We start from the raw sequence: 24216 nt of genomic DNA on the forward strand, positions 1-24216 counted from the left end.
TCTCTCTTTCTTTATCGACGTGCCGGGACCGAGCGTGTACGACCGCTGCCATCGATGGCGACGAAGACGAAGACCGCTTCGGTCACTTTGCGCCATTCGCTGGACAGGGGGTCGTCGCTCCAGACTTCGACCATCATCTGGATCGAGCTGCGGCCGATTTCCAGGGTCTGGGTATAGAAGGACAGTTGTGCGCCTACTGCGACCGGGACCAGAAAGGCCATGCGGTCAATCGCGACGGTCGCCACGCGGCCGCCGGCGACGCGGCTGGCCATTGCGGTGCCAGCCAGGTCCATCTGGGATACCAGCCAGCCGCCGAAGATGTCGCCGAAACCATTGGTTTCACGGGGCAATGCGGTGATTTGCAGGGCAAGGTCGCCTTGCGGGATGGGATCTTCTTGTTCTAGCTCGATCATGCCTAGGGTGCCTCTGACCCATGACTCTTGGTGTTCTTGCTGCGGTTGAAAGGCGCCAGTCAATACGATTCATGTGAACCTGATGCGTTCACTACTGATGGCCGCGCTTAAGGGAGAAACTCTGCCAAGACGGCTCTGGAAGTGGCCTTGGCACAGCTTCTGCGGAAACAGGATTCGCTACGTTTTCACCCAACCCTGTCTAGCCCGGCGGTTGCCGAGTATATCGGGCGAGACGTCACAGGACGACTGTCGGGTATGGTTTTCGGCCCGTCGGCCGCTTATGGCTGTGTGCTTTTTGAAACAATTTGCTATCGTGCCGGACCTGTTCAAGGCTACAGCGCTTCTTTTGTACGCAATTTTGGTGCCGATATACCCATTGGCCGAAATAATCTTGCCCGCAAACCGTTCGGTTATCCCCGACGCTGCTGATGGCCAGCAAACTCAAAAGTGCCTCACAGAGAAACCATTTTCATGTCTTCCGTGCCTTCAAGTAACGCGCAGCAGTCGCGCCCATTGACCCGTAATGACTACAAGACGCTGTCGCTGTCCGCGCTGGGCGGTGCCCTTGAGTTCTACGACTTCATCATTTTCGTGTTCTTCGCGGCGGTGGTCGGCAAGCTGTTCTTCCCGGTGGATATGCCCGAGTGGCTGCGCATGATGCAGACCTTCGGCATCTTTGCCGCCGGTTACCTGGCCCGTCCGTTGGGTGGCATTGTCATGGCGCACTTCGGCGACCTGCTGGGCCGCAAGAAAATGTTCACCCTGAGCATTTTCCTCATGGCCGTGCCGACGTTGATAATGGGCTTGCTGCCGACCTACGCGCAGATCGGCCTGTGGGCTCCGATGTTGCTGCTGTTGATGCGCATCATCCAGGGCGCGGCCATCGGTGGTGAAGTGCCGGGCGCCTGGGTGTTCGTCTCCGAACACGTTCCGGCGCGGCATATCGGCTACGCCTGCGGCACCCTGACCAGTGGCCTGACGGCAGGGATCCTCCTCGGTTCGTTGGTTGCGACCCTGATCAACAGCCTGTATAGCCCGGTGGAAGTATCGGACTACGCCTGGCGGATCCCTTTCCTGCTCGGCGGTGTCTTTGGTCTGCTGTCGGTTTACCTGCGCCGCTGGTTGCACGAGACCCCGGTCTTCGCTGAGCTGCAATTGCGCAAGCAACTGGCCGAAGAGGTACCGCTCAAGGCCGTGCTGCGTGACCATCGTGGTGCGGTGGTAATCTCGATGCTGCTGACCTGGCTGCTCTCGGCAGGCGTGGTGGTGGTGATCCTGATGACCCCGACACTGCTGCAGACGCCTGTGTATGGCTTCTCGGCGGCCACTGCCCTCAAGGCCAACAGCCTGGCGATCGTGTTCCTGAGCCTGGGTTGCATCGGTGCCGGTGCCCTGGCTGACCGCTTTGGCGCTGGACGGGTGTTCCTGTTCGGCGGCCTGGGGCTGTTGCTAAGCTCGTGGACTTTCTATCACACGGTCGCGGCCAGCCCTGACCTGCTGTTCCCGCTGTATGCCCTGACCGGCCTGTTTGTCGGCACCATCGGGGCGGTACCTTACGTGATGGTCAAAGCGTTCCCGCCGAAGGTGCGCTTCACCGGGCTGTCGTTCTCCTACAACCTGGCCTATGCGATTTTCGGCGGCCTGACGCCGATGGTGGTCACGCTGATGCTCAAGACCAGCCCCATGGGACCGGCCTGGTATGTGGCCATACTGTGCGGTCTGGGCGTAGGAATCGGCCTGTATCTGCTGGCAAAAGAGCGCCGCTGAAACATCGCGTTTCACTCTGGCTGCAAAAAAGGGCTGTCCAGCGCCGGTCGTTGGATGGCCTTTCATTTAACTGTCACAAACTATTCATAGAGTGTTCATCCGGCAAACCAAGACCGAGCACCGGACTATTCATTTTTGTTGCCAGGAGATTGGCATGACACTCAAGAGTTTGATAACCGCACTGGCTTTCAGCATCGCCGGGGTTATCGCCACCAACGCGGTTGCTGTCGTCGACCCTGCCATTGCGTCCTACGTAAAAAAGCCGGGTGTGTCAGGCAATCTGTCCAGTGTTGGTTCGGATACGCTCGCCAATCTCATGACGCTGTGGGCCGAGGCCTATAAAAAGGAATATCCGAGCGTCAACATTCAGGTCCAGGCGGCCGGTTCTTCCACCGCCCCACCGGCCTTGACCGAAGGTACCGCCAACCTTGGGCCGATGAGCCGCAAGATGAAAGACGGCGAGTTGTCGGCATTCGAACAGAAACACGGTTACAAGCCGACGGCGATTCCGGTAGCAGTGGATGCCCTGGCGATCTTCGTGCACAAGGACAACCCCATCAAGGGCCTGACCATGCGCCAGGTGGACGCGATTTTTTCCGCGACCCGCCTGTGCGGTGCCAGGAATGAGGTCAAGACCTGGGGCGACCTGGGCGTGACCGGTGCCTTGGCCATCAAGCCGGTGCAGTTGTTCGGACGCAATTCGGTATCAGGCACTTACGGCTATTTCAAGGAAGAGGCGCTGTGCAAGGGTGACTTCAAGGCCAACGTCAATGAACAGCCGGGGTCGGCCTCAGTGGTGAGCTCGATCAGCAGTTCACTCAACGGTATCGGTTATTCGGGGATTGGCTACAAGACTTCCAGCGTGCGCACGGTGCCTCTTGCCCGACAGGAAGGCGGCGAGTATGTCGAGGACAACGAGGTCAACGCGCTCAATGGCACCTATCCACTGGCACGTTTCCTTTATCTCTACGTGAACAAGGCGCCGAACAAGCCTCTGGCACCACTGGAGGCTGAGTTCGTCAAGCTGGTGTTGTCGCGCCAAGGCCAGGAAGTGGTGACTAAAGACGGTTATATTCCCCTGCCGGCCAAGGTCGTCAGCAAGGCGCTGGCTGATCTGGGGTTGTAGCTGTAGAGGTATGAGTCATGTGGGGCCGGCTTGCGCCGGGAAGGCGGTTTTCCGACTGAAGCGGGTCGCACAGATGTCATTCGTTCGTTCCGTTGCCGTAATCATTGGGCGACGGGTTTTTTTGCGTCATTACTCCGTAATGTTTTTGTCACATGTAATCTCTAAGGTGTGCGGATGAATGAGCTGGCCAACTCCACAATGACTCAGGATTCGTCACCGCAGCGCATCGACTTCAATACTCCGGAGCTAAAACGCAAGCGTCGTGTTCGTGCCTTGAAAGATCGCCTGACCCGTTGGTATGTCGCCATCGGTGGCCTCGCCGTGCTCGCCGCAATTACCCTGATCTTCTTTTACCTGGCCTATGTGGTAGCACCGCTGTTTCAGGGCGCCACGCTGAGCAGCGCCAACGAGCTCACCCCTGGCTGGTTACAGGACAGTGGCAAACCGCTGATGCTCTCCCTTGAGGAGCAGAATCAGGTGGCCATGCGTATCTCCGACAAGGGTGAGGTAGTCTTCTTCAATCTGGATGATGGCGCGCTGCTCAAGCGCATCAGCCTGCCGTTGCCCGCAGGCACTTACGTCAGCTCCATCGCCCAGGATCAGCCAGGTTCGGCGCTGGTCGCGCTGGGGTTGTCCAATGGTCAGGTACTGGTGCTCAGGCACACTTATCCCATTTCCTACCCGGACAACAAGAAAACCATCACGCCGACCATTGCCTGGCCCTATGGTATCGCGCCGATAGCGCTGGATGACGAAGGCCGGCCGGTTGAGCACATCAGCCTCAACGCGGGGGTGAATTCCTTGCTGCTGGCGGGGACCACCGGGTCGCAGCTGCATGTGCTGGCCCTGGAACAGAAGGAAAACCTGCTGACCGGCGATACGGCGATCCAACAGGTCAGCATCGAATTGCCGCAAGTCTCGGCCGTTGTCAAAGCCGTCTATATCGATCCGCGCCAGCAATGGCTGTACGTGATCAATGGGCGCGCCCAGGCGGACGTCTTCAATCTGCGCGACCGTACGCTCAATGGCCGTTACAAGCTGGTCGAGGATGCCAATACTGAAATTACCGCCAGCGCCCAACTGGTCGGCGGCGTTTCCCTGTTGCTCGGCAACTCACGGGGTGGTCTGGCGCAATGGTTCATGGCCCGTGATACCGACGGTGAACAGCGCCTGATGCATATTCGCGACTTCCAGCTGGGCACGACACCGATCGCGCAGATTAGCGCCGAGCAGCGACGCAAAGGCTTTATTGCCCTGGACGTGACCGGTGCCCTGGGGGTGTTCCACAGCACCGCTCACCGCACCCTGTTGACTGAGCAGGTCGCGAACGGTGCTGGCGTGCTGGCCATGTCGCCGCGCGCGGACCGGGTTATCCTCGAAGCCGCCGGCAAGCTGCAGCCGATGACACTGAAGAATCCGCATCCGGAAGTGTCCTGGAGCGCGTTGTGGGGCAAGGTCTGGTACGAGAACTACGATTCGCCGCAGTACGTTTGGCAGTCCACCGCTTCCAACAGTGATTTCGAACCCAAGCTGAGCCTGGCGCCGCTGACCTACGGCACGTTGAAGGCCGCGTTTTACGCCATGATCCTTGCCGCCCCCCTGGCGATTGCCGCTGCGATCTACACCGCTTACTTCATGGCGCCCGGGATGCGCCGCAAGGTCAAGCCGGTGATCGAGTTGATGGAGGCCATGCCTACGGTCATTCTCGGCTTCTTTGCCGGTCTGTTTCTGGCGCCTTACCTGGAAGCTCACCTGCCGGGTGTCTTCAGCCTGCTGCTGTTTACCCCTCTGGGCATTCTGCTGGCGGGTTTTGCCTGGAGCCGCTTGCCGGATTCCATTCGCCTGCGTGTGCCCGATGGCTGGGAGAGCGCGATCCTGATCCCGGTCGTGCTGCTGGTGGGCTGGGCGTCGCTGGGCATGAGTTCGCATCTGGAGAACTGGTTCTTTGGCGGCGACATGCGCCAGTGGATCACCGATGACCTGAAGATTACCTATGACCAGCGCAACGCGCTGGTAGTGGGCCTGGCCATGGGTTTTGCGGTGATCCCGAATATCTATTCGATTGCCGAAGACGCTATTTTCAGCGTGCCGCGCGGCCTGACCCTGGGCTCGCTGGCGCTTGGCGCCACGCCCTGGCAGACCTTGACCCGGGTGGTGATCCTGACCGCCAGCCCCGGCATCTTTTCGGCGCTGATGATCGGTATGGGGCGTGCCGTTGGCGAAACCATGATTGTGCTCATGGCCACGGGCAACACGCCGATCATGGATATGAACCTGTTCGAAGGCATGCGTACTCTGGCCGCCAACGTCGCCGTGGAAATGCCGGAGTCGGAAGTGGGTGGCAGCCACTATCGCGTGCTGTTCCTGGCTGCACTGGTGTTGCTGGTCTTCACCTTTGTGATGAACACCCTGGCAGAGCTGATTCGTCAGCGCCTGCGCAAAAAATACTCGTCTCTTTAAGGCCACCAAAAAGGAAATTGGGCGTCAGTGAAACAGAACTCCCTCAAGAGCTGGATCAAAAGCGGTGCTCCCGGCGTCTGGATGAGTGCGGGTGCCGTATCCATCGCCGTGATCATGACCCTGGGCCTGCTGCTGATCATTGCCGTACGTGGCCTGGGGCACTTCTGGCCGGCTGACCTGCTTGCCGCGCAATACACGGTGCCGGGCCTGCAGGCGCAGCCGGTGATTGGTGAGGTGGTGCAGCAGGAACTGGTACCTCGGGCGCGGCTCAAGGCTGTGGGCATGCCGGTATCCGATCAGGGACCGGAGTTGATGACCCGTGAACTGCTGAAGGTCGGCAATCGTGACAGCAACCCCAGCGATTTCACCTGGGTGGTTGGCGAGTGGCTGAGCGATCAGCAACGTCCTGCCGAGTTGATGACCCTTGAGCGGCGCGAGTGGGGCAATTTCTACGGCTACCTGGTAAACGTCAAGGAAGGTGGCAAGGTCATTGCTCAAGGACAGGCCGCGTGGCCGATCCTGCAAGAGCGAATCAAGCGCGTGGCCGATCTGGCCGATCAATTGAACAAGCTTGAAAAGAAAGACATCGGTGCTATCAACCACAGCATCGAACAGTTGCGCCTGGAACGGCGCAAGCTGGAGCTGCAGGGCACGCTCGATGCCGCTGCACAGGCGGACCTGGACAGCGAGCGTGCCGAACTGGATGCCCGCTACAAAGTCATCGAGGCGCAGTTGGGCGGCCTGCACGAAGCGGTCAGCCGTGACAGTCTGACCGCTCGCGAGGCCGATGGTCGGGAAGTCGAGATCAATTTGGGCAAGGTGGTGCACGCCTATCAGCCCAATGCCATGGGCACTGCCGCCAAGGTGAGTTTCTACTTCAGCAAACTGTGGGAATTTCTCAGCGAAGACCCCCGTGAAGCCAATACCGAAGGCGGCATCTTCCCGGCGATTTTCGGCACCGTGATGATGACCATGATCATGGCGATCATTGTTACGCCGTTTGGCGTGCTGGCCGCGATCTATCTGCGCGAATACGCACGGCAAGGACCGGTTACCCGGCTGATCCGTATTGCCGTGAACAACCTGGCAGGGGTGCCGGCCATTGTCTATGGCGTGTTCGGCCTGGGCTTTTTCGTCTATGTACTGGGCGGCTCGATTGACCGGTTGTTCTTTGCCGAGTCCTTGCCCGCGCCGACCTTCGGTACGCCGGGCCTGTTGTGGGCCTCGCTGACCCTGGCGCTGCTGGCCGTCCCCGTGGTGATAGTCGCTACCGAGGAAGGCCTGGCGCGTATTCCTCTGACCATCCGCGAAGGCTCGCTGGCATTGGGCGCGACCAAGGCCGAGACGCTGTGGAAGATCGTGCTGCCCATGGCCACTCCGGCCATGATGACCGGCCTGATTCTCGCCGTCGCCCGTGCCGCCGGTGAAGTCGCACCGCTGATGCTGGTAGGGGTGGTCAAGCTGGCGCCGTCGCTGCCAGTGGATGGCAACTACCCTTATCTGCATCTGGATCAGAAGATCATGCACCTGGGTTTCCATATTTATGACGTCGGCTTCCAGAGCCCCAACGTCGAAGCCGCACGGCCGCTGGTGTACGCCACTGCGCTGTTGCTGGTGCTGGTGATAGCCCTGCTCAACCTGTCGGCCGTAGCGATCCGCAATCATCTGCGTGAGAAGTACAAAGCGTTGGACAGCTGATCGAAATGGCCGCGCCTGCGCGGTCGACCCTAATGAAGGTTTGGCATAGGGAGGACTCGATGCCGCAAGACACTCACACCCCAGGCATCAATATGTCGGCCTTGAGGCGCAACAAGGCTGAGGTGGGCATGGCCGAGGAAACCATCGCCATTGAAGTGCCTGGCCTGAACCTGTTTTACGGCGGCAAGCAGGCGCTGTTCGACATTGGCCTGAACATACCCAAGCAGCGCGTGACGTCGTTCATCGGCCCGTCTGGCTGCGGCAAGTCGACATTGCTGCGCACCTTCAATCGCATGAACGATCTGGTGGATGGCTGTCGCGTAGAGGGCGTTATCAATCTCTATGGCCACAATATTTATCGCAAGGGCGAGGACGTTGCGGAACTGCGGCGTCGCGTCGGCATGGTGTTCCAGAAGCCTAACCCGTTTCCCAAGACCATCTACGAAAACGTGGTCTACGGTTTGCGCATCCAGGGCATCAATAAAAAGCGCGTACTCGATGAAGCGGTCGAGTGGGCTTTGAAGGGCGCTGCCTTGTGGGAGGAGGTCAAGGACCGCCTGCACGAGTCGGCGTTGGGGTTGTCCGGTGGCCAGCAGCAGCGTCTGGTGATCGCCCGGACTATCGCCGTGGAGCCGGAAGTCCTGCTGCTCGACGAACCCTGTTCGGCTCTTGATCCGATTTCGACGTTAAAAGTCGAAGAGCTGATCTACGAACTGAAATCCAAATACACCATTGTGATCGTTACCCACAACATGCAGCAGGCGGCACGGGTTTCTGATTACACAGCTTTCATGTACATGGGCAAGTTGGTCGAGTTCGGTGACACGGATACGTTGTTCACCAACCCGGCGAAGAAACAGACTGAAGACTACATTACCGGTCGTTACGGCTAGGACGTGCTTCGTCAGCCCTGAACCACCGCTGCGTTTTCGCACTTAACCGGACGTTCCAAGGACACCGAGCATGATCCATAAAGACAGCCATACCCATCACATCTCTCAACAATTCAACGCCGAGCTGGAAGACGTTCGCAGCCATCTGCTCGAAATGGGTGGTCTGGTCGAGAAGCAGGTCAACGATGCCGTGACGGCGTTGATCGAAGCCGACTCGGGCCTGGCCCAGCGGGTTCGTGAAGTCGACGACCGCATCAACCAGATGGAGCGCAACATCGACGAAGAATGCCTGCGCATTCTCGCCCGCCGTCAGCCAGCGGCTTCCGACCTGCGCCTGATCATCAGCATTTCCAAGTCGGTGATCGACCTGGAGCGCATCGGTGACGAGTCCACCAAGATCGCCCGTCGTGCCATTCAACTGTGCGAAGAAGGCGAATCGCCGCGTGGTTACGTGGAAGTGCGTCATATCGGCGACCAGGTACGCAACATGGTTCGTGATGCCCTGGACTCGTTCGCCCGTTTCGACGCTGAGCTGGCGCTGTCGGTCGCCCAGTACGACAAGGTCATCGACCGCGAGTACAAGACCGCCCTGCGCGAGCTGGCCACCTATATGATGGAAGATCCGCGCTCGATCTCTCGCGTACTCAACGTGATCTGGGTCCTGCGTTCGCTGGAGCGTATTGGCGACCATGCGCGCAACATCTCCGCATTGGTGATCTACCTGGTACGTGGCACCGACGTGCGTCACCTGGGCCTCAAGCGCATGAAGGAAGAAGTGCACGGTATCAGCAGCGACGAAAGCGCTAATGTTCCGGGCGACGCTGACGATAAGTAATATTGCCTGCGAGAAAAAGCCCAGCGCATTGCTGGGCTTTTTTCGTTATAAAGGTCCCCTAATTTCAGTCGCCCGGCATTTAAATGCGTCGGCGGCTCATTCAGTTTAGACGCTGGCTTTGCGCCAGCGTTATGCTTGCCGAATTAAAGGGCGTGGGTAGTATCAACCAAAGTTGTGGTAACACGCCCGCAGGAGCGTCGATGAGTAAAGTCAGTGTATTGATCGTGGATGACGCGACTTTCATTCGCGATCTGGTTAAAAAAGGTCTGCGTAATTATTTCCCCGGCATTCATACCGATGACGCCGTCAACGGCCGCAAGGCTCAGGTTCTCCTGACCCGTGAGGTCTACGACCTGATTCTGTGCGACTGGGAAATGCCGGAAATGTCCGGAATGGAACTGTTGACCTGGTGCCGCCAGCAAGACAACCACCTCAAGACCGTACCCTTCATCATGGTTACCAGCCGTGGCGATAAAGAGAACGTGGTGCAGGCCATTCAGGCCGGCGTCAGCGACTTCGTGGGCAAGCCGTTCACCAACGAACAGCTGCTGACCAAGGTCAAGAAAGCCTTGGCCAAGGTCGGTAAGCTCGATGCTGTGATGAGCACCGCGCCGCAGCGTATGAGTTCGCCACTGAATGACTCGCTCAACGCCCTCACCGGCGGCAAGGCCGAAGTGCTCAAGCCAGCCGGTGGCGGCATTGCCAACCCACCGCCGGTGCCAAGCCCTGAGGTCAAGACAGCCGCCCCTGCCGGACGTGGCCAGGGCCAGTTGCGCCTGCCAAGCGGCAATCAGCCGTGCATCATCAAGGCACTGACCCTCAAAGAGGCGTCGCTGCTGGTCAAGCGCAATGAGAAGCTGCCGCAGATCCTGGAAAGCGCCGTGCTTGATCTGGAGCAGGGCGAGAACGCCGAGATTGCCCGCCTGAACGGCTACGTGCACGGCATCGTCGCATTCGAACCCAAGCCCGACAGTGACTGGCTGCAGATCACCTTCCGCTTTGTCGACCAGGATGCGCAGAAGCTCGACTACCTGTCGCGCCTGATCGCCCGTGGTACGGCTCAGAAGCACTTCGTCCCCGGGGCCTGACGGCCTCGGAAACCTCTATGGGACCGGCTTCAGCCGGGAAGGCGCCTTCCCGGCTGAAGCCGGTCCCACAGGTCTGAGATAAGCCTCGCTCCAACGGTGTTCACGCAAGCTGTTTTGGCGTGCATTCCTTGACGCTCCTTCTGTTGCCGATTGAAACCGCTGCATCCCAATCCTTACAGATCACTGTTAGGCTTGCCTCAATTCTCTTACAGGCCAGTCTCCCTATGCTCCAGCGCCTGACCACCCTCTGTGTTTTGCTGCTGACTGCGCAATCCGCCGCGGCGCTGACCATCTACAAGTACACCGACGCCAATGGCGTGGTTTCCTTTACCGACCGCCCTACGCCCGGTTCCGCCGTGGTGGTGTTTCGCGATCGCATGGTCGAGCACTTCGAACGCCAGGTGCATCTGGATGTAAGGAAAGCCAACGGCATCGACAGCCTGTACGTGCGCAACGATCTGTATGCGCCGGTGGAGGTCGAGCTGAAGCTGTCCGGCCTGCAGAACGTGTTGGGCGCTACCGAGGGCACTCTGCGCCGCGTCCTGCCTGCACGCAGCAACGAGCGGCTGATGGTGCTCAGCCCAAAGGTGCCGGGCAAGGCGATGAGCTACAAGTCCAACCTGACCTACGTGCCTGGGGACCCCCATGGTTCTTCCCTGGCCTATCGCTACCCGCTGCCCTGGGTCGGTGGCCCGTTTCGCCTGAGCCAGGGGCCTAATGGCCGCTACAGTCATTTCGGGGTCAAGAGTCGCTATGCCATGGACATCGCCATGCCCGAGGGCACGCCGATCATCGCGGCGCGGGCCGGGGTGGTGATGAAGATCGAGAATGGCCAGAGCGGGCGTGGTTCGGAACCGTCAGGCAATTTCGTGCGCATCCTGCATGACGACGGCACCATGGGCGTCTACCTGCACCTCAAGCAAGGCTCGGTGAAGGTCAAGGAAGGCGATCATGTCAGCGTGGGTAGCGCCCTGGCGTTGTCGGGCAACACCGGCAACAGCAGTGGCCCGCATCTGCACTTCGTTGTGCAGCGCAACACCGGCCTGGCGCTGGAATCGATTCCCTACGAATTCAACCAGCCGGTGCAGAGCCTGCCCAATTTTGCCGTGGGCGGAAACTAGAGCGCAGCAGATGTACCTGTGGGAGATCCCGACCCGTCTACGACGCCGCGCTGTCACGCAGCAAACACTAACCGGGGCGGGGCGCAAATCTTGTGGGAGCGAATTCATTCGCGAAGAGGCCGTTACATTCGACGCATCTTCATCGCCTTGAACACCGTTTTCGCGAATGAATTCGCTCCCACAGAGTCTTTGTCATTCAGTACGTTGCGCGTTGTTTGATGAGAGCGGATTTATCTGCGAAGAGGCCCGTACATCCGCCACATACTTTTCGACTGGGATGCCATATCGCGGATGAAGCCGCTCCCACAGTCAGGTCAATCGATCTTCAGCACCTTGGCCAGTACGATCTTCGGTCCTTTCATCTTCTTGATGATGATACGCAGGCCTTCGACTTCCATGACTTCCTCTTCTTCCGGTACCCGCTTGAGGGTTTCGTAGATCAGGCCTGCCAGCGTCTCGGCTTCTACGTGGTCCAGATCGATGCCCAGCAGGCGTTCGATCTTGAACAGCGGTGTGTCGCCGCGCACCAGCAGCTTGCCTGGCTGATAGGCAAGGATGCCGCGTTCGGCCTTGCGGTGTTCGTCCTGAATGTCGCCTACCAGTACTTCCAGCACGTCTTCCATGGTCAGGTAGCCCACCACCTTGCCGTCGGCCTCTTCGACCACGGCAAAGTGCGCGGCGCCCTGGCGGAACTGCTCCAGCAGGCGCGACAGCGGCATGTGCTTGGAGACGCGTTCAAGGGGCCGGATCAGTTCCAGCAGATTGAACGACTCGGGAATGTGATCCAGTGCAGCCAGTTCCAGCAACAAATCCTTGATGTGCAGCAGGCCGATGAACTCGTTCTTTTGCGCGTCGTACACCGGGTAGCGGCTGTACTTGTGGCGGCGGAACAGGGCGAGGATTTCCTTGAGCGGGGCGTTGCAATCCAGGGTGATCAGGTCTTCCCGGGAGTTGGCCCAATCGACCACTTCCAGCTCGCCCATCTCCACCGCCGAAGCCAGTACGCGCATGCCCTGATCGCTGGGGTCCTGGCCGCGGCTGGAGTGCAGGATCAGTTTCAGTTCTTCACGGCTGTAGCTGTGCTCGTGATGGGGGCCAGGCTCGCCTTGGCCGGCAATACGCAGGATGCCGTTGGCGCTGGCGTTGAGCAGGTAGATGGCCGGATACATGGCCCAGTAGAACAGGTACAGCGGCACGGCCGTCCACAGGGACAGCAGCTCGGGTTTGCGGATGGCCCAGGATTTGGGAGCCAGCTCGCCGACCACGATGTGCAGATAGGAGATCACGAAGAAGGCGGTGAAGAACGACGCGCCCTTGATGATTTCCGGGGAAGTCACGCCCACGGCGGCGAGCACGGGCTCAAGCAGGTGGGCGAAAGCCGGCTCACCGACCCAGCCAAGGCCCAGGGAAGCCAGGGTAATACCCAGCTGGCAGGCCGACAGATAGGCGTCCAGCTGGCTGTGTACGGTGCGCAGGATGTGTCCGCGCCAGCCGTTCTTCTCGGCGATGGCTTCCACTCGGGTGGAGCGCAGCTTGACCATGGCGAACTCTGCAGCAACGAAGAAACCGTTGAGCAGGACCAGAACAAGTGCAAAAAGAATCATGCCGAAGTCGGCGAAAATCGAGGCGATGCTAAGACTAGGGGAAGGGTCCATGGTGGGGTTTTACAGGTTCCGTTTTAATCAAAGAGACGAATGAGGCGTCCAAATTCCTGGGCGCAAGTGGGCCAATGTAGCGGCTGAACGCCAGCTTGCCTAGAGGTGAAAGTGTCGCGCTTTAAACGTTACTCAGCTGAACAGCGGCGAAATGGCAGGTAAAAACGCTGCCCTTGCCCATTACGCTGCTTATCTCCAGCGTGCCACGATGGCGCAGCAGCACGTGTTTGACGATGGCCAGGCCCAGGCCGGTGCCGCCGGTGTTCGAGGCGCGGCTGGAGTCGACGCGGTAGAAGCGTTCGGTCAGGCGCGGCAGATGCTTGGTCTCGATGCCGATCCCGGAATCCTTCACGCTCAGGTGCGCGCCCTTGGCGTCGGTCCACCAGCGGATATGGATCTTGCCCTCGGCCGGGGTGTATTTCACGGCGTTGAAAATCAGGTTGGAGAAGGCACTGCGCAGCTCTGTTTCACTGCCCTTGAGGCGAGCACTGCCTTCGATATCCAGAGTGATTTGCTGATTCTTGTTACCGGACAGGGCCTGGGCATCGCTGGTAATGGTTTGCAACAAAGCGCTGACGACGACCGGCTGATTGTCCGACGGATAGTCCGTCGCCTCGAGCTTGGCCAGTAATAACAGGTCGTTAAGCAGCGTCTGCATGCGCCCGCCCTGCTGGTGCATCTGTTGCAGTGCCCGGACCCAGCGCGGATTAACCTCTTCGACATTGTCGAGCAGGGTTTCCAGGTAGCCGAAAATCACCGTCAGCGGCGTGCGCAATTCGTGGGAGACGTTGGCGACGAAATCTTTGCGCATCTGTTCCAGCTGATGGATGCGCGTGACATCCCGGACCAGCATCAGGTGCTCGTTGTTGCCGTAACGGGTGATCAGCATCTGGATGCGCATCCGGTCGTTGGTTGGCGACGGGATTTCCAGCGGCTCCTGATAGTTTTCCTGGGCGAAGTATTCCTTGAAGCGCGGATGACGCACCAGGTTAGTCACCGGCTGGCCGCTGTCCTGGGGCGTTTTAAGGCCCATCAGGGTTTCGGCGGCGCGATTCCACCATTCCAGGTTGCCTTCGCTGTCGAGCATGATCACTGCGTCGCGCAGGGCGGCGGTGGATTCCTGTACGCGGTCGATAACGGCTTGCAGTCGTCCGCGAACCCTTTGATCGCGGCGTTGCAGGTGATAGATGCTGTCGAACACTTCGCCCCACAGGCCATAACCATCCGGTGGCGGCTCGTCGGCTTTGTGCTTGCTCAGCCAGGCATGAAGGCGCAATAACTGCTTGAGGGTCCAGGCCAGATACAGACCCAGGCCGATGGCCAGGCTCCAGCCATAGTGGCCGCTGATCAGCCCGACCACGAGGCAGCCGGTGATCAGCAGCAACATATGGCGGATCAGGGTGCCATGCCAATTCTGATTCAATTAGGAACGCATCCTTGTCCGGTGTCCGGCGGGCCGTACACACTGTCTGTTCACGCGGGGCTGTCAGCTTTTCGTGGAAAAGCGATAGCCCGTGCCGCGAACGGTTTGTACCAGATTTTCGTAGGCATCGCCGAGGGCTTTGCGCAGGCGCCGGATGTGTACGTCCACCGTACGTTCTTCGACGTAGACGTTGCCGCCCCAGACCTGATCCAGCAACTGGCCACGGGTATAGGCGCGTTCCTGGTGGGTCATGAAGAACTGCAACAGACGGTATTCGGTGGGGCCCATTTCCGCAGGCTTGCCATCGATGGTCACGCGGTGGCTGATCGGGTCGAGCAACAGGCCGCCGACTTCGATCGGCGATTCGCCATCCGTCGGCCCGGCGCGGCGCAGTACGGCCTTGAGACGGGCGACCAGTTCGCGAGGCGAGAACGGCTTGGTGATGTAGTCGTCGGCGCCGACTTCCAGACCCTGGATCTTGTTGTCCTCTTCGCCCTTGGCCGTGAGCATGATGATCGGGATATCCCCGGTCAGCTCGTCACGCTTGAGACGACGGGCCAGCTCGATACCGGAGGTGCCGGGCAGCATCCAGTCGAGCAGGATCAGGTCGGGTTTGCGGTCGACGATGATGGCATGTGCCTGCTGGGAGTTTTCGGCTTCCATGCAGTCATAGCCGGCCATTTCCAGCGCGACGGCGATCATTTCGCGGATGGGCGCTTCGTCGTCAACGATCAGGATGCTCCTGCCGGCCATGCTTGAACCTCTTGTCATTTAACTGTCTTGGGGCGCATTAGATAACGGAATTATTGCAGTCGTGTGACAACTTGCGAGGGCGCTGGCAGTTATAGCCGAGAACGGTCTAAGCTTGGTGACTTGTCCTACAAGAAATTTCATAACAAGAGGATTCATCCGATGCTTAAGTTTTCTTCGACGCTGATGGGCCTGCTGGCCGCCGCCGCATTGGCATCCTCGGGCCTGGCCTTCGCTGCCGAGCCTGCCATGACCAAGGATGGCGTGTTGGTGGACCACAAGGGCATGACCCTCTACACCTTCGACAAGGACACCTCTGCCGGCAAGTCCGTGTGCAATGACGCCTGCGCCACCAACTGGCCGCCATTGACTGCCACGGCGGCTGACAAGGCCTCGGGCGACTGGACCATCATCAAGCGCGACGATGGTGCCTCGCAGTGGGTCTATAAAGGCAAGCCGCTGTACTTCTTCAAGAATGACAAGGCGGCTGGCGACAAGACCGGCGAAGGCAAAGGCGACGTCTGGCACACCGTCAAGCCGTAACCCTGTGGCTGGCCGTCAGTGCACTGCTGACGGTCAGCGCATCGCATAGTCCACGGCTATCCCGGCGAATATCGCCAAGCCCGCCCAATGGTTATGCAGAAACGCCTTGAAGCAGGCGTCCCGGTCGCGCTTGTAGGTGGTCTGGTACTGCCAGACGAAGCACGCGCCAGCCGCTAGCAGCCCCAGCTTGAAATACCCGCCCAGTTCGAAGCTCCAGCCCGCCAGCAACAGGAACACCAGAGCCAGCACCTGCAAGCCAAGAATGATCTGACGGTCGGCCTTGCCGAAGGCGATGGCCGTGGATTTCACCCCGATGCGCAGGTCGTCGTCACGGTCGACCATGGCGTAGTAGGTGTCATAGCCCACGGTCCACGACAGGTTGGCGATATACAGCAGCCAGGCGGCGGCTGGCAGCGTGCCGGTCTCGGCGGTGAAGGCCATGGGGATGCCCCAGGCGAAAGCGGCGCCCAGCACTACCTGTGGATAATTGGTGTAGCGCTTCATGAAGGGATAGCAGGCTGCCAGTGCCACACCACCAAACGACAGCCAGATGGTGGTCTTGTTGGTCAGCAACACCAGCAGGAAGCTCAGGCCGACCAGAATGGCGAACAGCGCCAGGGCTTCTTTCGAGCGGATCTTGCCACTGGCCAGGGGGCGTTGCTCGGTGCGTTTGACGTGGCCGTCCACCTTGCGGTCAGCGAAGTCGTTGATCACGCAGCCTGCCGCGCGCATCAAGAATACCCCCAGCACGAAAATCAGGAAGTTGCCCAGGGACGGCGCGCCCTTGCCGGCGATCCACAGCGCCCACAGTGTCGGCCACAGCAGCAGGTAAATACCGATGGGCTTGTCGATGCGTGTCAGTTGAACGAAGTCCCAGGCGCGGGGATTGAGGCGATTGAGGGATTTGAGCAGGGTCAGGTACATCAGAAGGGCTCCGCATTCTTGATTGCACGTAACAGGTCCGGCAGGAAGATTTCCGCCACCAGCACGCCCAGGTCGCCGCGACTGAAGCACGAGCGACGACCCCACAGGCCCTCGGCACGGTCTTCAGCGGGCAGCCATTGCGCGGGGTAACGACAGGCCTGGAGTTCACCACGATCGAAGGCAGGGTTGCTGAACAGCAACAGGCCCAGGGAGCGCGTACCCAGCTCGCCCATGTTCAGGCCGCTGGCCAGCAAAGCATCCCGCGAAGCGACGCTGCGGGCGAACACCCAGTTCTGGCCATGGCCATGCAGATGCACTTCGCGCGCCCAACCTTCGGTGCCTGCGGGCAAACCGAGGGCCACGCATTCATCATCGCGCAGCAACTGCAAGCCTTCGAACAGCACGGTGATGCTGAAGTGGTCGGCAGACAGGCGGGTGAGGCGGCGGGTCAGGGAGTCCTGGTGGAACAACCAGTGCAGGATCACCGGCTCGCAGGCCGCAGGCATCTGCGCGCGTTCGAACCAGTCGGGAGCAATGAGAGCGGAGGTGGGCTGCATTACGTTAGGCAATAGGGCTGATCGTTGAGGCGGCGAGCTTAGCAGGTCAGACATATCTATTGTGACAAACACACTTGCATCCGCGCGTGCCGGTCAGTACAAGACCCCTGAGCCTGGCGGCAATTGCGGCACCATCGACCGCCGGACAACATACAGCCTGAACCGAGAGAGTTAAGCGATGAAGAAGTGGCAATGCGTTGTCTGTGGCCTGATTTATAACGAAGCCGATGGCTGGCCGGATGACGGTATCGCCCCCGGCACACTTTGGCAGGACGTTCCTGAAGACTGGCTGTGCCCGGACTGCGGCGTCGGCAAGATGGATTTCGAAATGATCGAAATCGCCTGATTTATTGATAAGTTCTGGAGAGTTTCATGAGTGCACCTGTCGTCATCATCGGCACTGGCCTGGCGGGCTATAACCTGGCCCGCGAGTTTCGCAAGCTCGACAGCGAGACGCCGCTGTTGCTGATCACCGCCGACGATGGTCGCTCTTACTCCAAGCCGATGCTTTCCACTGGTTTCGGCAAGAACAAGGAAGCCGATGGCCTGACCATGGCCGAGCCGGGCGCCATGGCGGATCAACTCAAGGCTGAGATCCGCACCCACACGCGCATCAGCGGCATCGATCCGGGCCACAAGCGCTTGTGGATCGGCGAAGAGGCGGTCTACTACCGCGATCTGGTGCTGGCGTGGGGCGCCGAGACGGTGCGGGTTCCGGTCGAGGGCGATGCCCCGGAGGCAATCTTCCCGATCAATGACCTGGAAGATTACGCGCGCTTCCGTGCCGCAGCTGCGGGCAAAAAGCGCGTGCTGATCCTCGGTGCAGGCCTGATTGGCTGCGAGTTTGCCAATGACCTGATCCTCGGCGGTTACGAGGTCGAGCTGGTAGCACCCTGCGAGCAAGTCATGCCGACTCTGCTGCATCCGGCTGCCGCTGCTGCCGTACAGGCCGGGCTGGAAGGTCTGGGGGCGCGTTTTCATCTCGGCCCTGTGTTGACGCGCCTGCTGCGCAACGGCGAGGGCCTGGAAGCGCATTTGTCCGATGGCCAGGTCATTGCCTGCGAGGTGGTGGTATCGGCCATCGGCCTGCGTCCGCGTGTCGATCTGGCTGCAGCGGCGGGCTTGCAGACAGGTCGCGGGGTGAGCGTCGACCGTCAGTTGAAAACCTCCCATGAGCATATCTATGCCTTGGGCGACTGTGCCGAGGTCGATGGCTTGAATCTGTTGTACGTGATGCCCCTGATGAGCAGCGCTCGGGCCCTGGCGCAGACCCTGGCCGGTACGCCGACATCGGTGAAATACGGGCCGATGCCGATCACCGTGAAGACGCCGATCTGTCCACTGGTAGTGTCGCCGCCGCCCCGGGGCACCGAGGGCGTGTGGAGCGTTGAAGGGCAGGGCGCCGACATCAAGGCGCTGTGTCACGACGCTGAAGGCAATCTGCTGGGTTACGCCCTGACGGGTGCGGCTGTCATGGAAAAGCTGGCCCTGAACAAGAGCCTGCCGCCCTTGCTGGCGTGAATACGGGTCATTCTGTCGGATAAGTCGCGTTTTTGTTCTCACAAACACGCGGCACGCACTGGCGCGGGCCTTTGCGGCATGCCATCCTCATCCCCGTCTGCCGCAACGTAGAGCTGTTGCGGCACATTAGTCGCTGCTCGCGACGAGCAGTACGACCATAACAACAAAAAACCGTAAAGAGGCTTCATATGCGTAAACCAGAACTCGCAGCTGCAATCGCTGAAAAGGCGGACCTCACCAAAGAACAAGCCAATCGCGTCCTCAATGCTGTTCTCGAAGAGATCACAGGTGCATTGCATCGCAAGGACAGCGTCACGCTGGTCGGTTTCGGTACTTTCCTGCAACGTCATCGCGGTGCCCGCACCGGCAAAAACCCGCAAACGGGTGAGCCAGTGAAGATCAAGGCAAGCAATACCGTGGCATTCAAGCCTGGCAAGTCACTCAAAGACAGCGTCAACCCGTAAAACCGTTGCCGGATGCCTTGCGGAGGGCGAACGGCCAACAACGACGGGCACACCAACAAGGTTGGGTGCCCGTTTTTTATGTCTGTTTATAAAATGATGAACGGTTGTAGGTAGATAGGAAATTTCATACACAAAACTAGGAAAAATCACGTCTGAAGCAGGATCTTTCCTAACGAAATGCTGGGTCGATTTCCTTAGAGTGCCGTCGCTGTTTTACCCCAGTGAACTTGAACTCTTAGGAATTACCAATGAAAAAGCTATGGATGTCTGCCGCCCTTGCAGCCGTAATTGCGAGCACTACCGGTTGCGTCAGCTACAACGTAAGCCAGCCGACCGCACCGCTGGAAGGTGTGGTCAAAAGTGATTTGAAAGCTGATGTGAAAGTGGGTGAAGCCATCTCCGGGCAGTCGTCTACCAACATTCTGTTCAATTTCCTGACCTTTGGCGGTGACAGCCAGTTCGCTGACGGCGTTGCCTATAGCGGTGGTGCGGCCGGCGGCCTGGGTGCCTTGCTGCCTGATCCAATCTCCACCACCAAGGCCGCAGCGGCCTACAAGGCGGTCAAGTCCTCCGGCGCTGATCTGATTGTTGCACCGCGTTATGAAGTGACCGTCGACGACTATTTCATCTTCAAGAAAGTCGACGTCAAAGTCACCGGTAACAAAGGCAGCATTACCAGCATTCGCTGATAAGACTTGAAGCACTGCCTTGCATAACGCCGCATTCGTCCAGAGTGCGGCGTTTTAGTTGAACGTTTGATATCTGGTCGGTGACCGAACGGTCACTAAAATGCGGCCATTTGCAGTGAAAATATGCTGCTTTCAAGGTAAACCTGTCGCTACACTGCCGCGCCGGCCAATTTTGCCGGATCGATTTCTCGCTGAGGCTGTGTGCATGAAGTTTCGCTTTCTACTCTGGATGCTGGGCCTGTTGATGGCGCGCGCCAGTCGCAATAATCCGGCGTTCCAGCAACAGCTGGCGGGCAAGGAGCTGACCTTCCAGTTGCAAACCCTCGACGGCAAGGTGGCCCGGCATTTCATCGTCAGTGGCCAGCGTATTCGCAGTGCGGCGGGCGTCGTGGCCGAGCCGGGCTTCGCCATCGCCTTCAAGGACGCCGCCTACGGCTTTGCCACGATGCAGGCGAAGAACAAGCAGTTGGCGTTCATGCAGGGCATTCAGGACAAGGATATCCAGATCAAGGGCAATCCCGGCCTGGTGATCTGGTTCCAGGGTTTGACCAAGTACCTCAAGCCGCGCAAGCCGAAAAAAGCCAACTGACGGCTTACAGCTGCAAGCCGCCTGAGGCCTTGTGCAGGGCTCGCAAGTGCTCACCGAGCTGTTTGAGATTGGCCTCGCTGGCAGCGATTTCAGCTGCGCGCCCGGGTTCGAGCAGGGCGCGTACTTCCTTGTCCAGATCGCCGCTCAGTCGTAGCAGCTGTTGCTGGCGCTGACTGCTTTCCTCTTCCAGGCGCTGCCATTCTCCGGCCTGAGGCAGTCCGTAGCCGCCGCTGTCGAGCAGTTCTGCCGGGCGGCTGAGAAAGCCGCTGCTGGCGAGAATCTGCTGCAGCGTGCCGGTGGCCTTGGAAACGCTGCCGTCTTTCTGTTCCCGCGCGCTGAGATAACGCTGTTTGACTTCATCTTGAGCCAGCAATAGCTGCCTGCGCAGGCCAGCCTGCTCCAATAGCAGCATCGCCGCGCTGGTGCGCAGATCGGCCTTGGCAAACCAGGGCGCGCGTTCGCTGGCCGGTAGTGACAGCCAGTCTTCGACGCTGGTCTGCTTGACCGGTGTGTACTTCTTCAATATCTCGAACATGGCCTGATAGCGGTCGCGATAAGAGTCGAAGCGATAACCCAGGCGCAGTGCCTCGCGGGGATCGTTGAGCACGCTGGTATCTGCCATGCCGCGGCCCTTGAGCACTTCCAGCAGGCCGTTGGGCAGGATGCTGTCCAGGTCGGCCAGTTTCGGGTTGTGGGTGCCGCTGCGCAGCAGCTTGAGGTTCTCCACCGCACAGTTGTTCGACAGGAAGTAGTAGTTGCCGTCGTAGCTCCAGTGCATCTCCGCCGCGTGCTGGACCAGCCCTTCGATCTCCGTACGCGACAGTTTCAGCGGCACCGAGGCCAGGCTGCGCAGTTCGGTCTTGGTGTATTCGTCGATGACCTGGGCCAGGGGCAGCACGAACAGTCGGGACGGGTAGGCCCCCATGAGGCCGTCCCAACTGGACAACTGCACATCGCCGACAAAGGCCCGGTAGGACAGCACCAGATGCTGATCCAGGTCCAGGCGGCAGTCCGGGCCGCGCGGGCGCCCCGGTTTGCAGATGACCAGGCGCAGCATGCTATGGCCCCAGCGGCTGACCCAGTTCTGATTGGCTTCGGCCAGCAGGTAGTCGACCGCGTAGACGCGTTCGGGATCGAGTTTGCCCAAGGGCTGGCGGCCGAAGTCGCTACCGGCATTCAGATAGGGCAGAAAGGACGGGCATTCGTCTTTCTTCGCCGGAGCCCAGCCGAAGTGCGCCTTGTAATAGCCATAAAGCGCAGGGCGGCGGCAGGCGTAGGCCGGGTCAAGCAGGAAGTACTCCATGTTGACCGCGACAAACTCCAGCGGGCTGGTGGTTTCGTAGATATCCGGGCTGCGGGCGACCTGATGATTGAATTCTTCGCGCTCGCCGCGGCGCCCGACGTATTGCGGCCAACCGGCCAGATCCAGCAGCCGCGGGTCATCGCTCAGGGTGAAGCGACGCTCGGTCTGGCCCCTGCAGTCCTGGGGCAGGCCGATCTTGCCCAGGGTGTTGCCCTGGCGCTGGCACTTGAGGATCAGCGAGCGCTCGTCATCTGACCAAAGGCGTGAGCGGTCGTAGATATGGGTCAACTCGTGCAGCACCGTGGCCAGCAGCTCTTGGCGCACGGTGCCGTGGGGGCGATGGGTCTGGGTGGTCGCTGCGCTGCCGTCAACCAGGGAGGGCAGCAGGCTTTTGTTCAACTGCAGGCGATAAGGGCCAACGGCCTCGCCATAGGCGTTGGCCTGCATACCGTCGTCCCAGCGCACTTCGACCTTGCGGTCCAGCTGTTGCACGAAGCGTGGGGGCAGGGCCAGCAGAGCCTGGTCGAGCAGGGTCTGGCTGGCTTTCTGTTCGTCGACGCTGAGGCCGTCGGTCATCAGTGACAGACTCAGGCTGGCGCAGGCCTGGCCGCCGAAGAGCGACAAGGCTGTGGCCAGCAGCCATGCGCCGAGATATTTCACAGTGCGAGGATGGCTTCGGCGAGATCCTGATCACTGGCGGTGCGGGCTTCCGGCAGGCGGGCGCGCAGGGTGTCGAAAGCCGCATCGAGTTGCGCGCCATGAATATCGCCGCCACTGGCGACGTAGCTGGCGGCATCGTCCTTGGCCTGCAGGACGACTTTGGAATCACGGATCGAGGTGGTGGTGTCCGAAGTGAAATCAATGCTGCGGCCAAAAGCGCGAACAACGATGTTACTGGTGGCTTTTACGGTCTGGGCTTCTGCCACACCGGCCAACAACATAAGGCCGAGTGTGGTGGCAGCGATCAACGGGGTCCGCATGAAACATCTCCAGGATGCGCAAGATACTAAAAGTGACTATTGGACGAGGATTGCCTGCGCCAGTTCAAGGTCGCTGGCATGAAGATTTTGCAATCTTTGGCGTAGCTGAATCAGGGCTGACTCAAGCTGTGCTCCTCGCAGTTGGCCATCAGTGGCGACAAACGCTGCTGCATCATCCTGGGCGGCAAGTATGAGTTTTCTGTCAAAGGGCGCAGTCGTTACCTGACTGGTGACATAGCCACTGATGACCACGCCTTGTGTCGTTGTATCGAATGCCGAGGCCTGCGCGGTGAACAGCAGGCCCGCGGCGCTTGCGAGAAACGAGAGAGGCAATAAACGCATGGGCTATCAACGTTGCAAAACGAGTCGCAAGGCTAGCGCAATGCCCGGGCCAGAGCCAGCCCGGACACAATTTGTCATGTAGCCTCAGATGGTCAGGATAGCCTGGGCCAGTTGGACATCGCTGGCTTGCAGTTGCGGCAGGGTTTCACGGATGTGCTGGAAGGCATTTTCCAGTTGTACGCCACGGATCTCACCGGCACTGGCAACGAAGCTGGCGGCGTCATCACGGGCGGCGCGCACGATCTTGTCGTCATGGAATGAAGACGACACATCAGACGTCGCGTTGGTCGAAGCGTCGAAGGCGCCGACCAGGGCATCGGTGGTCACCAGGAAGCTGGAGGCATTTGCGCCGGTGGCGAGAGCCAGGAGAGTTGCAGCGCCCAGCAGGCGGAGACGGTTCATGGGTGAACTCCATCAGGTAGTACAGTTGAATGAGTGGCGGCTCTGCCGCCGTAATGACCAGAGTGCGCGTAGCCTATCTCAGCAGTGCGTCGGCTGCTATCTCGATGCAGCATACAGAACCTGTAGGTGCGCGCTGAGCGGCGTTCGCGTCATATCAGGTAACACATTCATTGCCCGCTATTCCGCAACCGCCAGTAAGACGACTCCTGCGTGATCTGCGTAAAACCTGAAAAAACAGTTTTCGTTATTCGTAATAAATTCATATCTGTATTGGTTAATCACTTTCTTCGGGCTTTAACAAATTCCGTTCCCCAAAACGACAAAACCCGTCAGCAGTCACCTGCGACGGGTTTTGTTTGCACAATTCGGGTTGCTGGCGAGAGACCCTTGGGTCAGGGACCAGCGAGCGCTATATCAGCGCCAGAACGGCTTGCTCAGCTCTTCGTAACGCTGCGATTCGCTGATACCGGCGTCAGCCAGCAGACGTGCATCCAGACGAGCCAGTTGGTGGCGGCTGGAGAGACGACGCTGCCAGAGCATCAGGTTGGCGAAAGCGCGCAGAGGCCATGCAGCTTTAGCTTGTGGAGCGGTGTTGTCGTAGAACATGTCGGAACTGATTGTGCGTTCCATGGTGCTTCTTCCTTCCGCTTGTGGCGGGATTAGATAGTGATTT

The 24216-nt window shown here is 59.6% G+C and carries 25 protein-coding genes; 14 read left to right on the forward strand and 11 right to left on the reverse strand.

Features of this window, described 5'->3' with window-relative positions; genetic code table 11:
* Positions 1 to 11 precede the first annotated feature (11 nt).
* Entirely contained in the window at positions 12 to 413 is a 402-nt protein-coding gene (locus ACCD02_RS02130; protein ID WP_259100899.1) for an acyl-CoA thioesterase, read from the reverse strand.
* A gap of 480 nt (positions 414 to 893) precedes the next feature.
* On the opposite strand from ACCD02_RS02130, the gene ACCD02_RS02135 reads away from it, so the two are divergent.
* The 8 genes from ACCD02_RS02135 to ACCD02_RS02170 all read left to right on the forward strand — a co-directional run bounded on the left by ACCD02_RS02135 (position 894) and on the right by ACCD02_RS02170 (position 11401).
* Positions 894 to 2180, forward strand: a complete 1287-nt coding sequence (locus ACCD02_RS02135; protein ID WP_413298328.1) for an MFS transporter — start codon at positions 894 to 896, stop codon at positions 2178 to 2180.
* A 154-nt stretch (positions 2181 to 2334) separates the two neighbouring features.
* Positions 2335 to 3306 carry a phosphate ABC transporter substrate-binding protein PstS family protein gene (locus ACCD02_RS02140; RefSeq protein ID WP_413298284.1) on the forward strand — a complete coding sequence of 324 codons (972 nt, stop codon included), beginning with the start codon at positions 2335 to 2337 and terminating at the stop codon, positions 3304 to 3306.
* A gap of 174 nt (positions 3307 to 3480) precedes the next feature.
* Complete coding sequence (locus ACCD02_RS02145) at positions 3481 to 5766, forward strand: ABC transporter permease subunit (protein ID WP_413298285.1); 2286 nt, start codon at positions 3481 to 3483, stop codon at positions 5764 to 5766.
* 81 nt (positions 5767 to 5847) lie between these two features.
* The gene (pstA, locus tag ACCD02_RS02150; protein WP_413298329.1) at positions 5848 to 7464 is read left to right on the forward strand and encodes a phosphate ABC transporter permease PstA; all 1617 of its coding nucleotides are present in this window, start codon (positions 5848 to 5850) and stop codon (positions 7462 to 7464) included.
* Positions 7465 to 7523: 59 nt separating this feature from the next.
* Positions 7524 to 8357: a phosphate ABC transporter ATP-binding protein PstB gene (pstB, locus tag ACCD02_RS02155; protein ID WP_413298286.1), complete on the forward strand. Its 834-nt coding sequence runs from the start codon at positions 7524 to 7526 to the stop codon at positions 8355 to 8357.
* A gap of 70 nt (positions 8358 to 8427) precedes the next feature.
* A complete protein-coding gene (gene phoU / locus ACCD02_RS02160; RefSeq protein WP_259100895.1) occupies positions 8428 to 9192 on the forward strand; it encodes a phosphate signaling complex protein PhoU in 765 nt (254 codons plus the stop codon).
* Positions 9193 to 9392: 200 nt separating this feature from the next.
* A complete protein-coding gene (locus ACCD02_RS02165; RefSeq protein WP_413298287.1) occupies positions 9393 to 10280 on the forward strand; it encodes a response regulator in 888 nt (295 codons plus the stop codon).
* Positions 10281 to 10504: 224 nt separating this feature from the next.
* Positions 10505 to 11401, forward strand: coding sequence for a peptidoglycan DD-metalloendopeptidase family protein (locus tag ACCD02_RS02170; RefSeq protein WP_413298288.1), 897 nt, complete (start codon positions 10505 to 10507; stop codon positions 11399 to 11401).
* Positions 11402 to 11715: 314 nt separating this feature from the next.
* Here ACCD02_RS02170 and ACCD02_RS02175 read toward each other — a convergent pair whose 3' ends face one another.
* From ACCD02_RS02175 to phoB, 3 genes are all read right to left on the reverse strand, one after another.
* The gene (locus ACCD02_RS02175) at positions 11716 to 13056 is read right to left on the reverse strand and encodes a hemolysin family protein (protein ID WP_413298289.1); all 1341 of its coding nucleotides are present in this window, start codon (positions 13054 to 13056) and stop codon (positions 11716 to 11718) included.
* 121 nt (positions 13057 to 13177) lie between these two features.
* The gene (gene phoR, locus ACCD02_RS02180; protein ID WP_413298330.1) at positions 13178 to 14443 is read right to left on the reverse strand and encodes a phosphate regulon sensor histidine kinase PhoR; all 1266 of its coding nucleotides are present in this window, start codon (positions 14441 to 14443) and stop codon (positions 13178 to 13180) included.
* Positions 14444 to 14542: 99 nt separating this feature from the next.
* The gene (gene phoB, locus ACCD02_RS02185; protein ID WP_259100891.1) at positions 14543 to 15232 is read right to left on the reverse strand and encodes a phosphate regulon transcriptional regulator PhoB; all 690 of its coding nucleotides are present in this window, start codon (positions 15230 to 15232) and stop codon (positions 14543 to 14545) included.
* Positions 15233 to 15391: 159 nt separating this feature from the next.
* Between phoB and ACCD02_RS02190 the strand changes: the two genes are divergently transcribed.
* The gene (locus ACCD02_RS02190; protein WP_413298290.1) at positions 15392 to 15772 is read left to right on the forward strand and encodes a hypothetical protein; all 381 of its coding nucleotides are present in this window, start codon (positions 15392 to 15394) and stop codon (positions 15770 to 15772) included.
* Positions 15773 to 15805: 33 nt separating this feature from the next.
* Here the strand turns inward: ACCD02_RS02190 and ubiA are convergent, their stop codons facing one another.
* Positions 15806 to 16696 (reverse strand): 4-hydroxybenzoate octaprenyltransferase, encoded by an 891-nt coding sequence (ubiA, locus tag ACCD02_RS02195; RefSeq protein ID WP_413298291.1) that lies wholly within the window; start codon positions 16694 to 16696, stop codon positions 15806 to 15808.
* Positions 16696 to 17253, reverse strand: coding sequence for a chorismate--pyruvate lyase family protein (locus ACCD02_RS02200; protein WP_413298292.1), 558 nt, complete (start codon positions 17251 to 17253; stop codon positions 16696 to 16698). Before ACCD02_RS02200 ends, ubiA begins: the two co-directional genes overlap by 1 nt.
* A 178-nt stretch (positions 17254 to 17431) precedes the next feature.
* Here ACCD02_RS02200 and ACCD02_RS02205 point away from each other — a divergent pair, with 178 nt between their 5' ends.
* The 5 genes from ACCD02_RS02205 to ACCD02_RS02225 all read left to right on the forward strand — a co-directional run bounded on the left by ACCD02_RS02205 (position 17432) and on the right by ACCD02_RS02225 (position 20516).
* On the forward strand, positions 17432 to 17599 hold the full coding sequence (locus ACCD02_RS02205) for a rubredoxin (RefSeq protein ID WP_027616797.1): 168 nt from the start codon (positions 17432 to 17434) through the stop codon (positions 17597 to 17599).
* A gap of 26 nt (positions 17600 to 17625) precedes the next feature.
* Complete coding sequence (locus ACCD02_RS02210; protein ID WP_413298293.1) at positions 17626 to 18774, forward strand: NAD(P)/FAD-dependent oxidoreductase; 1149 nt, start codon at positions 17626 to 17628, stop codon at positions 18772 to 18774.
* Positions 18775 to 18962: 188 nt separating this feature from the next.
* Positions 18963 to 19238: an HU family DNA-binding protein gene (locus ACCD02_RS02215; RefSeq protein ID WP_003213368.1), complete on the forward strand. Its 276-nt coding sequence runs from the start codon at positions 18963 to 18965 to the stop codon at positions 19236 to 19238.
* A 248-nt stretch (positions 19239 to 19486) separates the two neighbouring features.
* Positions 19487 to 19927: a hypothetical protein gene (locus ACCD02_RS02220; RefSeq protein ID WP_413298294.1), complete on the forward strand. Its 441-nt coding sequence runs from the start codon at positions 19487 to 19489 to the stop codon at positions 19925 to 19927.
* Positions 19928 to 20132: 205 nt separating this feature from the next.
* On the forward strand, positions 20133 to 20516 hold the full coding sequence (locus tag ACCD02_RS02225) for a helicase (RefSeq protein WP_413298295.1): 384 nt from the start codon (positions 20133 to 20135) through the stop codon (positions 20514 to 20516).
* A gap of 4 nt (positions 20517 to 20520) precedes the next feature.
* Here ACCD02_RS02225 and ACCD02_RS02230 read toward each other — a convergent pair whose 3' ends face one another.
* From ACCD02_RS02230 to ACCD02_RS02250, 5 genes are all read right to left on the reverse strand, one after another.
* Positions 20521 to 22479 (reverse strand): DUF4105 domain-containing protein, encoded by a 1959-nt coding sequence (locus tag ACCD02_RS02230; protein WP_413298296.1) that lies wholly within the window; start codon positions 22477 to 22479, stop codon positions 20521 to 20523.
* On the reverse strand, positions 22476 to 22799 hold the full coding sequence (locus ACCD02_RS02235; RefSeq protein WP_413298297.1) for a DUF2388 domain-containing protein: 324 nt from the start codon (positions 22797 to 22799) through the stop codon (positions 22476 to 22478). The genes ACCD02_RS02230 and ACCD02_RS02235 overlap by 4 nt, the downstream gene beginning before the upstream one ends.
* 36 nt (positions 22800 to 22835) lie before the next feature.
* Positions 22836 to 23141 carry a DUF2388 domain-containing protein gene (locus ACCD02_RS02240; RefSeq protein WP_413298298.1) on the reverse strand — a complete coding sequence of 102 codons (306 nt, stop codon included), beginning with the start codon at positions 23139 to 23141 and terminating at the stop codon, positions 22836 to 22838.
* 84 nt (positions 23142 to 23225) lie between these two features.
* Positions 23226 to 23543, reverse strand: a complete 318-nt coding sequence (locus ACCD02_RS02245) for a DUF2388 domain-containing protein (RefSeq protein ID WP_413298299.1) — start codon at positions 23541 to 23543, stop codon at positions 23226 to 23228.
* A 414-nt stretch (positions 23544 to 23957) separates the two neighbouring features.
* A complete protein-coding gene (locus ACCD02_RS02250; protein ID WP_413298300.1) occupies positions 23958 to 24173 on the reverse strand; it encodes a DUF1127 domain-containing protein in 216 nt (71 codons plus the stop codon).
* Positions 24174 to 24216 lie beyond the last annotated feature (43 nt).

Origin of the sequence: Pseudomonas sp. Pseusp88 (assembly GCF_047303955.1) — a bacterium.
Taxonomy (GTDB): domain Bacteria; phylum Pseudomonadota; class Gammaproteobacteria; order Pseudomonadales; family Pseudomonadaceae; genus Aquipseudomonas.

Bases quoted from the DNA above. Each gene is read 5' to 3' on its own strand.
- ACCD02_RS02190 (WP_413298290.1), top strand. From the start codon at position 15,392: ATGCTTAAGTTTTCTTCGACGCTGATGGGCCTGCTGGCCGCCGCCGCA.
- phoB (WP_259100891.1), bottom strand. From the start codon at position 15,232: ATGGCCGGCAGGAGCATCCTGATCGTTGACGACGAAGCGCCCATCCGC.
- phoU (WP_259100895.1), top strand. From the start codon at position 8,428: ATGATCCATAAAGACAGCCATACCCATCACATCTCTCAACAATTCAAC.
- ACCD02_RS02240 (WP_413298298.1), bottom strand. From the start codon at position 23,141: ATGCGTTTATTGCCTCTCTCGTTTCTCGCAAGCGCCGCGGGCCTGCTG.
- ACCD02_RS02205 (WP_027616797.1), top strand. From the start codon at position 17,432: ATGAAGAAGTGGCAATGCGTTGTCTGTGGCCTGATTTATAACGAAGCC.
- ACCD02_RS02140 (WP_413298284.1), top strand. From the start codon at position 2,335: ATGACACTCAAGAGTTTGATAACCGCACTGGCTTTCAGCATCGCCGGG.
- pstA (WP_413298329.1), top strand. From the start codon at position 5,848: ATGAGTGCGGGTGCCGTATCCATCGCCGTGATCATGACCCTGGGCCTG.
- ACCD02_RS02165 (WP_413298287.1), top strand. From the start codon at position 9,393: ATGAGTAAAGTCAGTGTATTGATCGTGGATGACGCGACTTTCATTCGC.
- ACCD02_RS02175 (WP_413298289.1), bottom strand. From the start codon at position 13,056: ATGGACCCTTCCCCTAGTCTTAGCATCGCCTCGATTTTCGCCGACTTC.
- ubiA (WP_413298291.1), bottom strand. From the start codon at position 16,696: ATGTACCTGACCCTGCTCAAATCCCTCAATCGCCTCAATCCCCGCGCC.
- ACCD02_RS02170 (WP_413298288.1), top strand. From the start codon at position 10,505: ATGCTCCAGCGCCTGACCACCCTCTGTGTTTTGCTGCTGACTGCGCAA.
- ACCD02_RS02245 (WP_413298299.1), bottom strand. From the start codon at position 23,543: ATGAACCGTCTCCGCCTGCTGGGCGCTGCAACTCTCCTGGCTCTCGCC.
- ACCD02_RS02130 (WP_259100899.1), bottom strand. From the start codon at position 413: ATGATCGAGCTAGAACAAGAAGATCCCATCCCGCAAGGCGACCTTGCC.
- ACCD02_RS02145 (WP_413298285.1), top strand. From the start codon at position 3,481: ATGAATGAGCTGGCCAACTCCACAATGACTCAGGATTCGTCACCGCAG.
- ACCD02_RS02200 (WP_413298292.1), bottom strand. From the start codon at position 17,253: ATGCAGCCCACCTCCGCTCTCATTGCTCCCGACTGGTTCGAACGCGCG.
- pstB (WP_413298286.1), top strand. From the start codon at position 7,524: ATGCCGCAAGACACTCACACCCCAGGCATCAATATGTCGGCCTTGAGG.
- phoR (WP_413298330.1), bottom strand. From the start codon at position 14,443: ATGTTGCTGCTGATCACCGGCTGCCTCGTGGTCGGGCTGATCAGCGGC.
- ACCD02_RS02235 (WP_413298297.1), bottom strand. From the start codon at position 22,799: ATGCGGACCCCGTTGATCGCTGCCACCACACTCGGCCTTATGTTGTTG.
- ACCD02_RS02250 (WP_413298300.1), bottom strand. From the start codon at position 24,173: ATGGAACGCACAATCAGTTCCGACATGTTCTACGACAACACCGCTCCA.
- ACCD02_RS02210 (WP_413298293.1), top strand. From the start codon at position 17,626: ATGAGTGCACCTGTCGTCATCATCGGCACTGGCCTGGCGGGCTATAAC.
- ACCD02_RS02215 (WP_003213368.1), top strand. From the start codon at position 18,963: ATGCGTAAACCAGAACTCGCAGCTGCAATCGCTGAAAAGGCGGACCTC.
- ACCD02_RS02220 (WP_413298294.1), top strand. From the start codon at position 19,487: ATGAAAAAGCTATGGATGTCTGCCGCCCTTGCAGCCGTAATTGCGAGC.
- ACCD02_RS02225 (WP_413298295.1), top strand. From the start codon at position 20,133: ATGAAGTTTCGCTTTCTACTCTGGATGCTGGGCCTGTTGATGGCGCGC.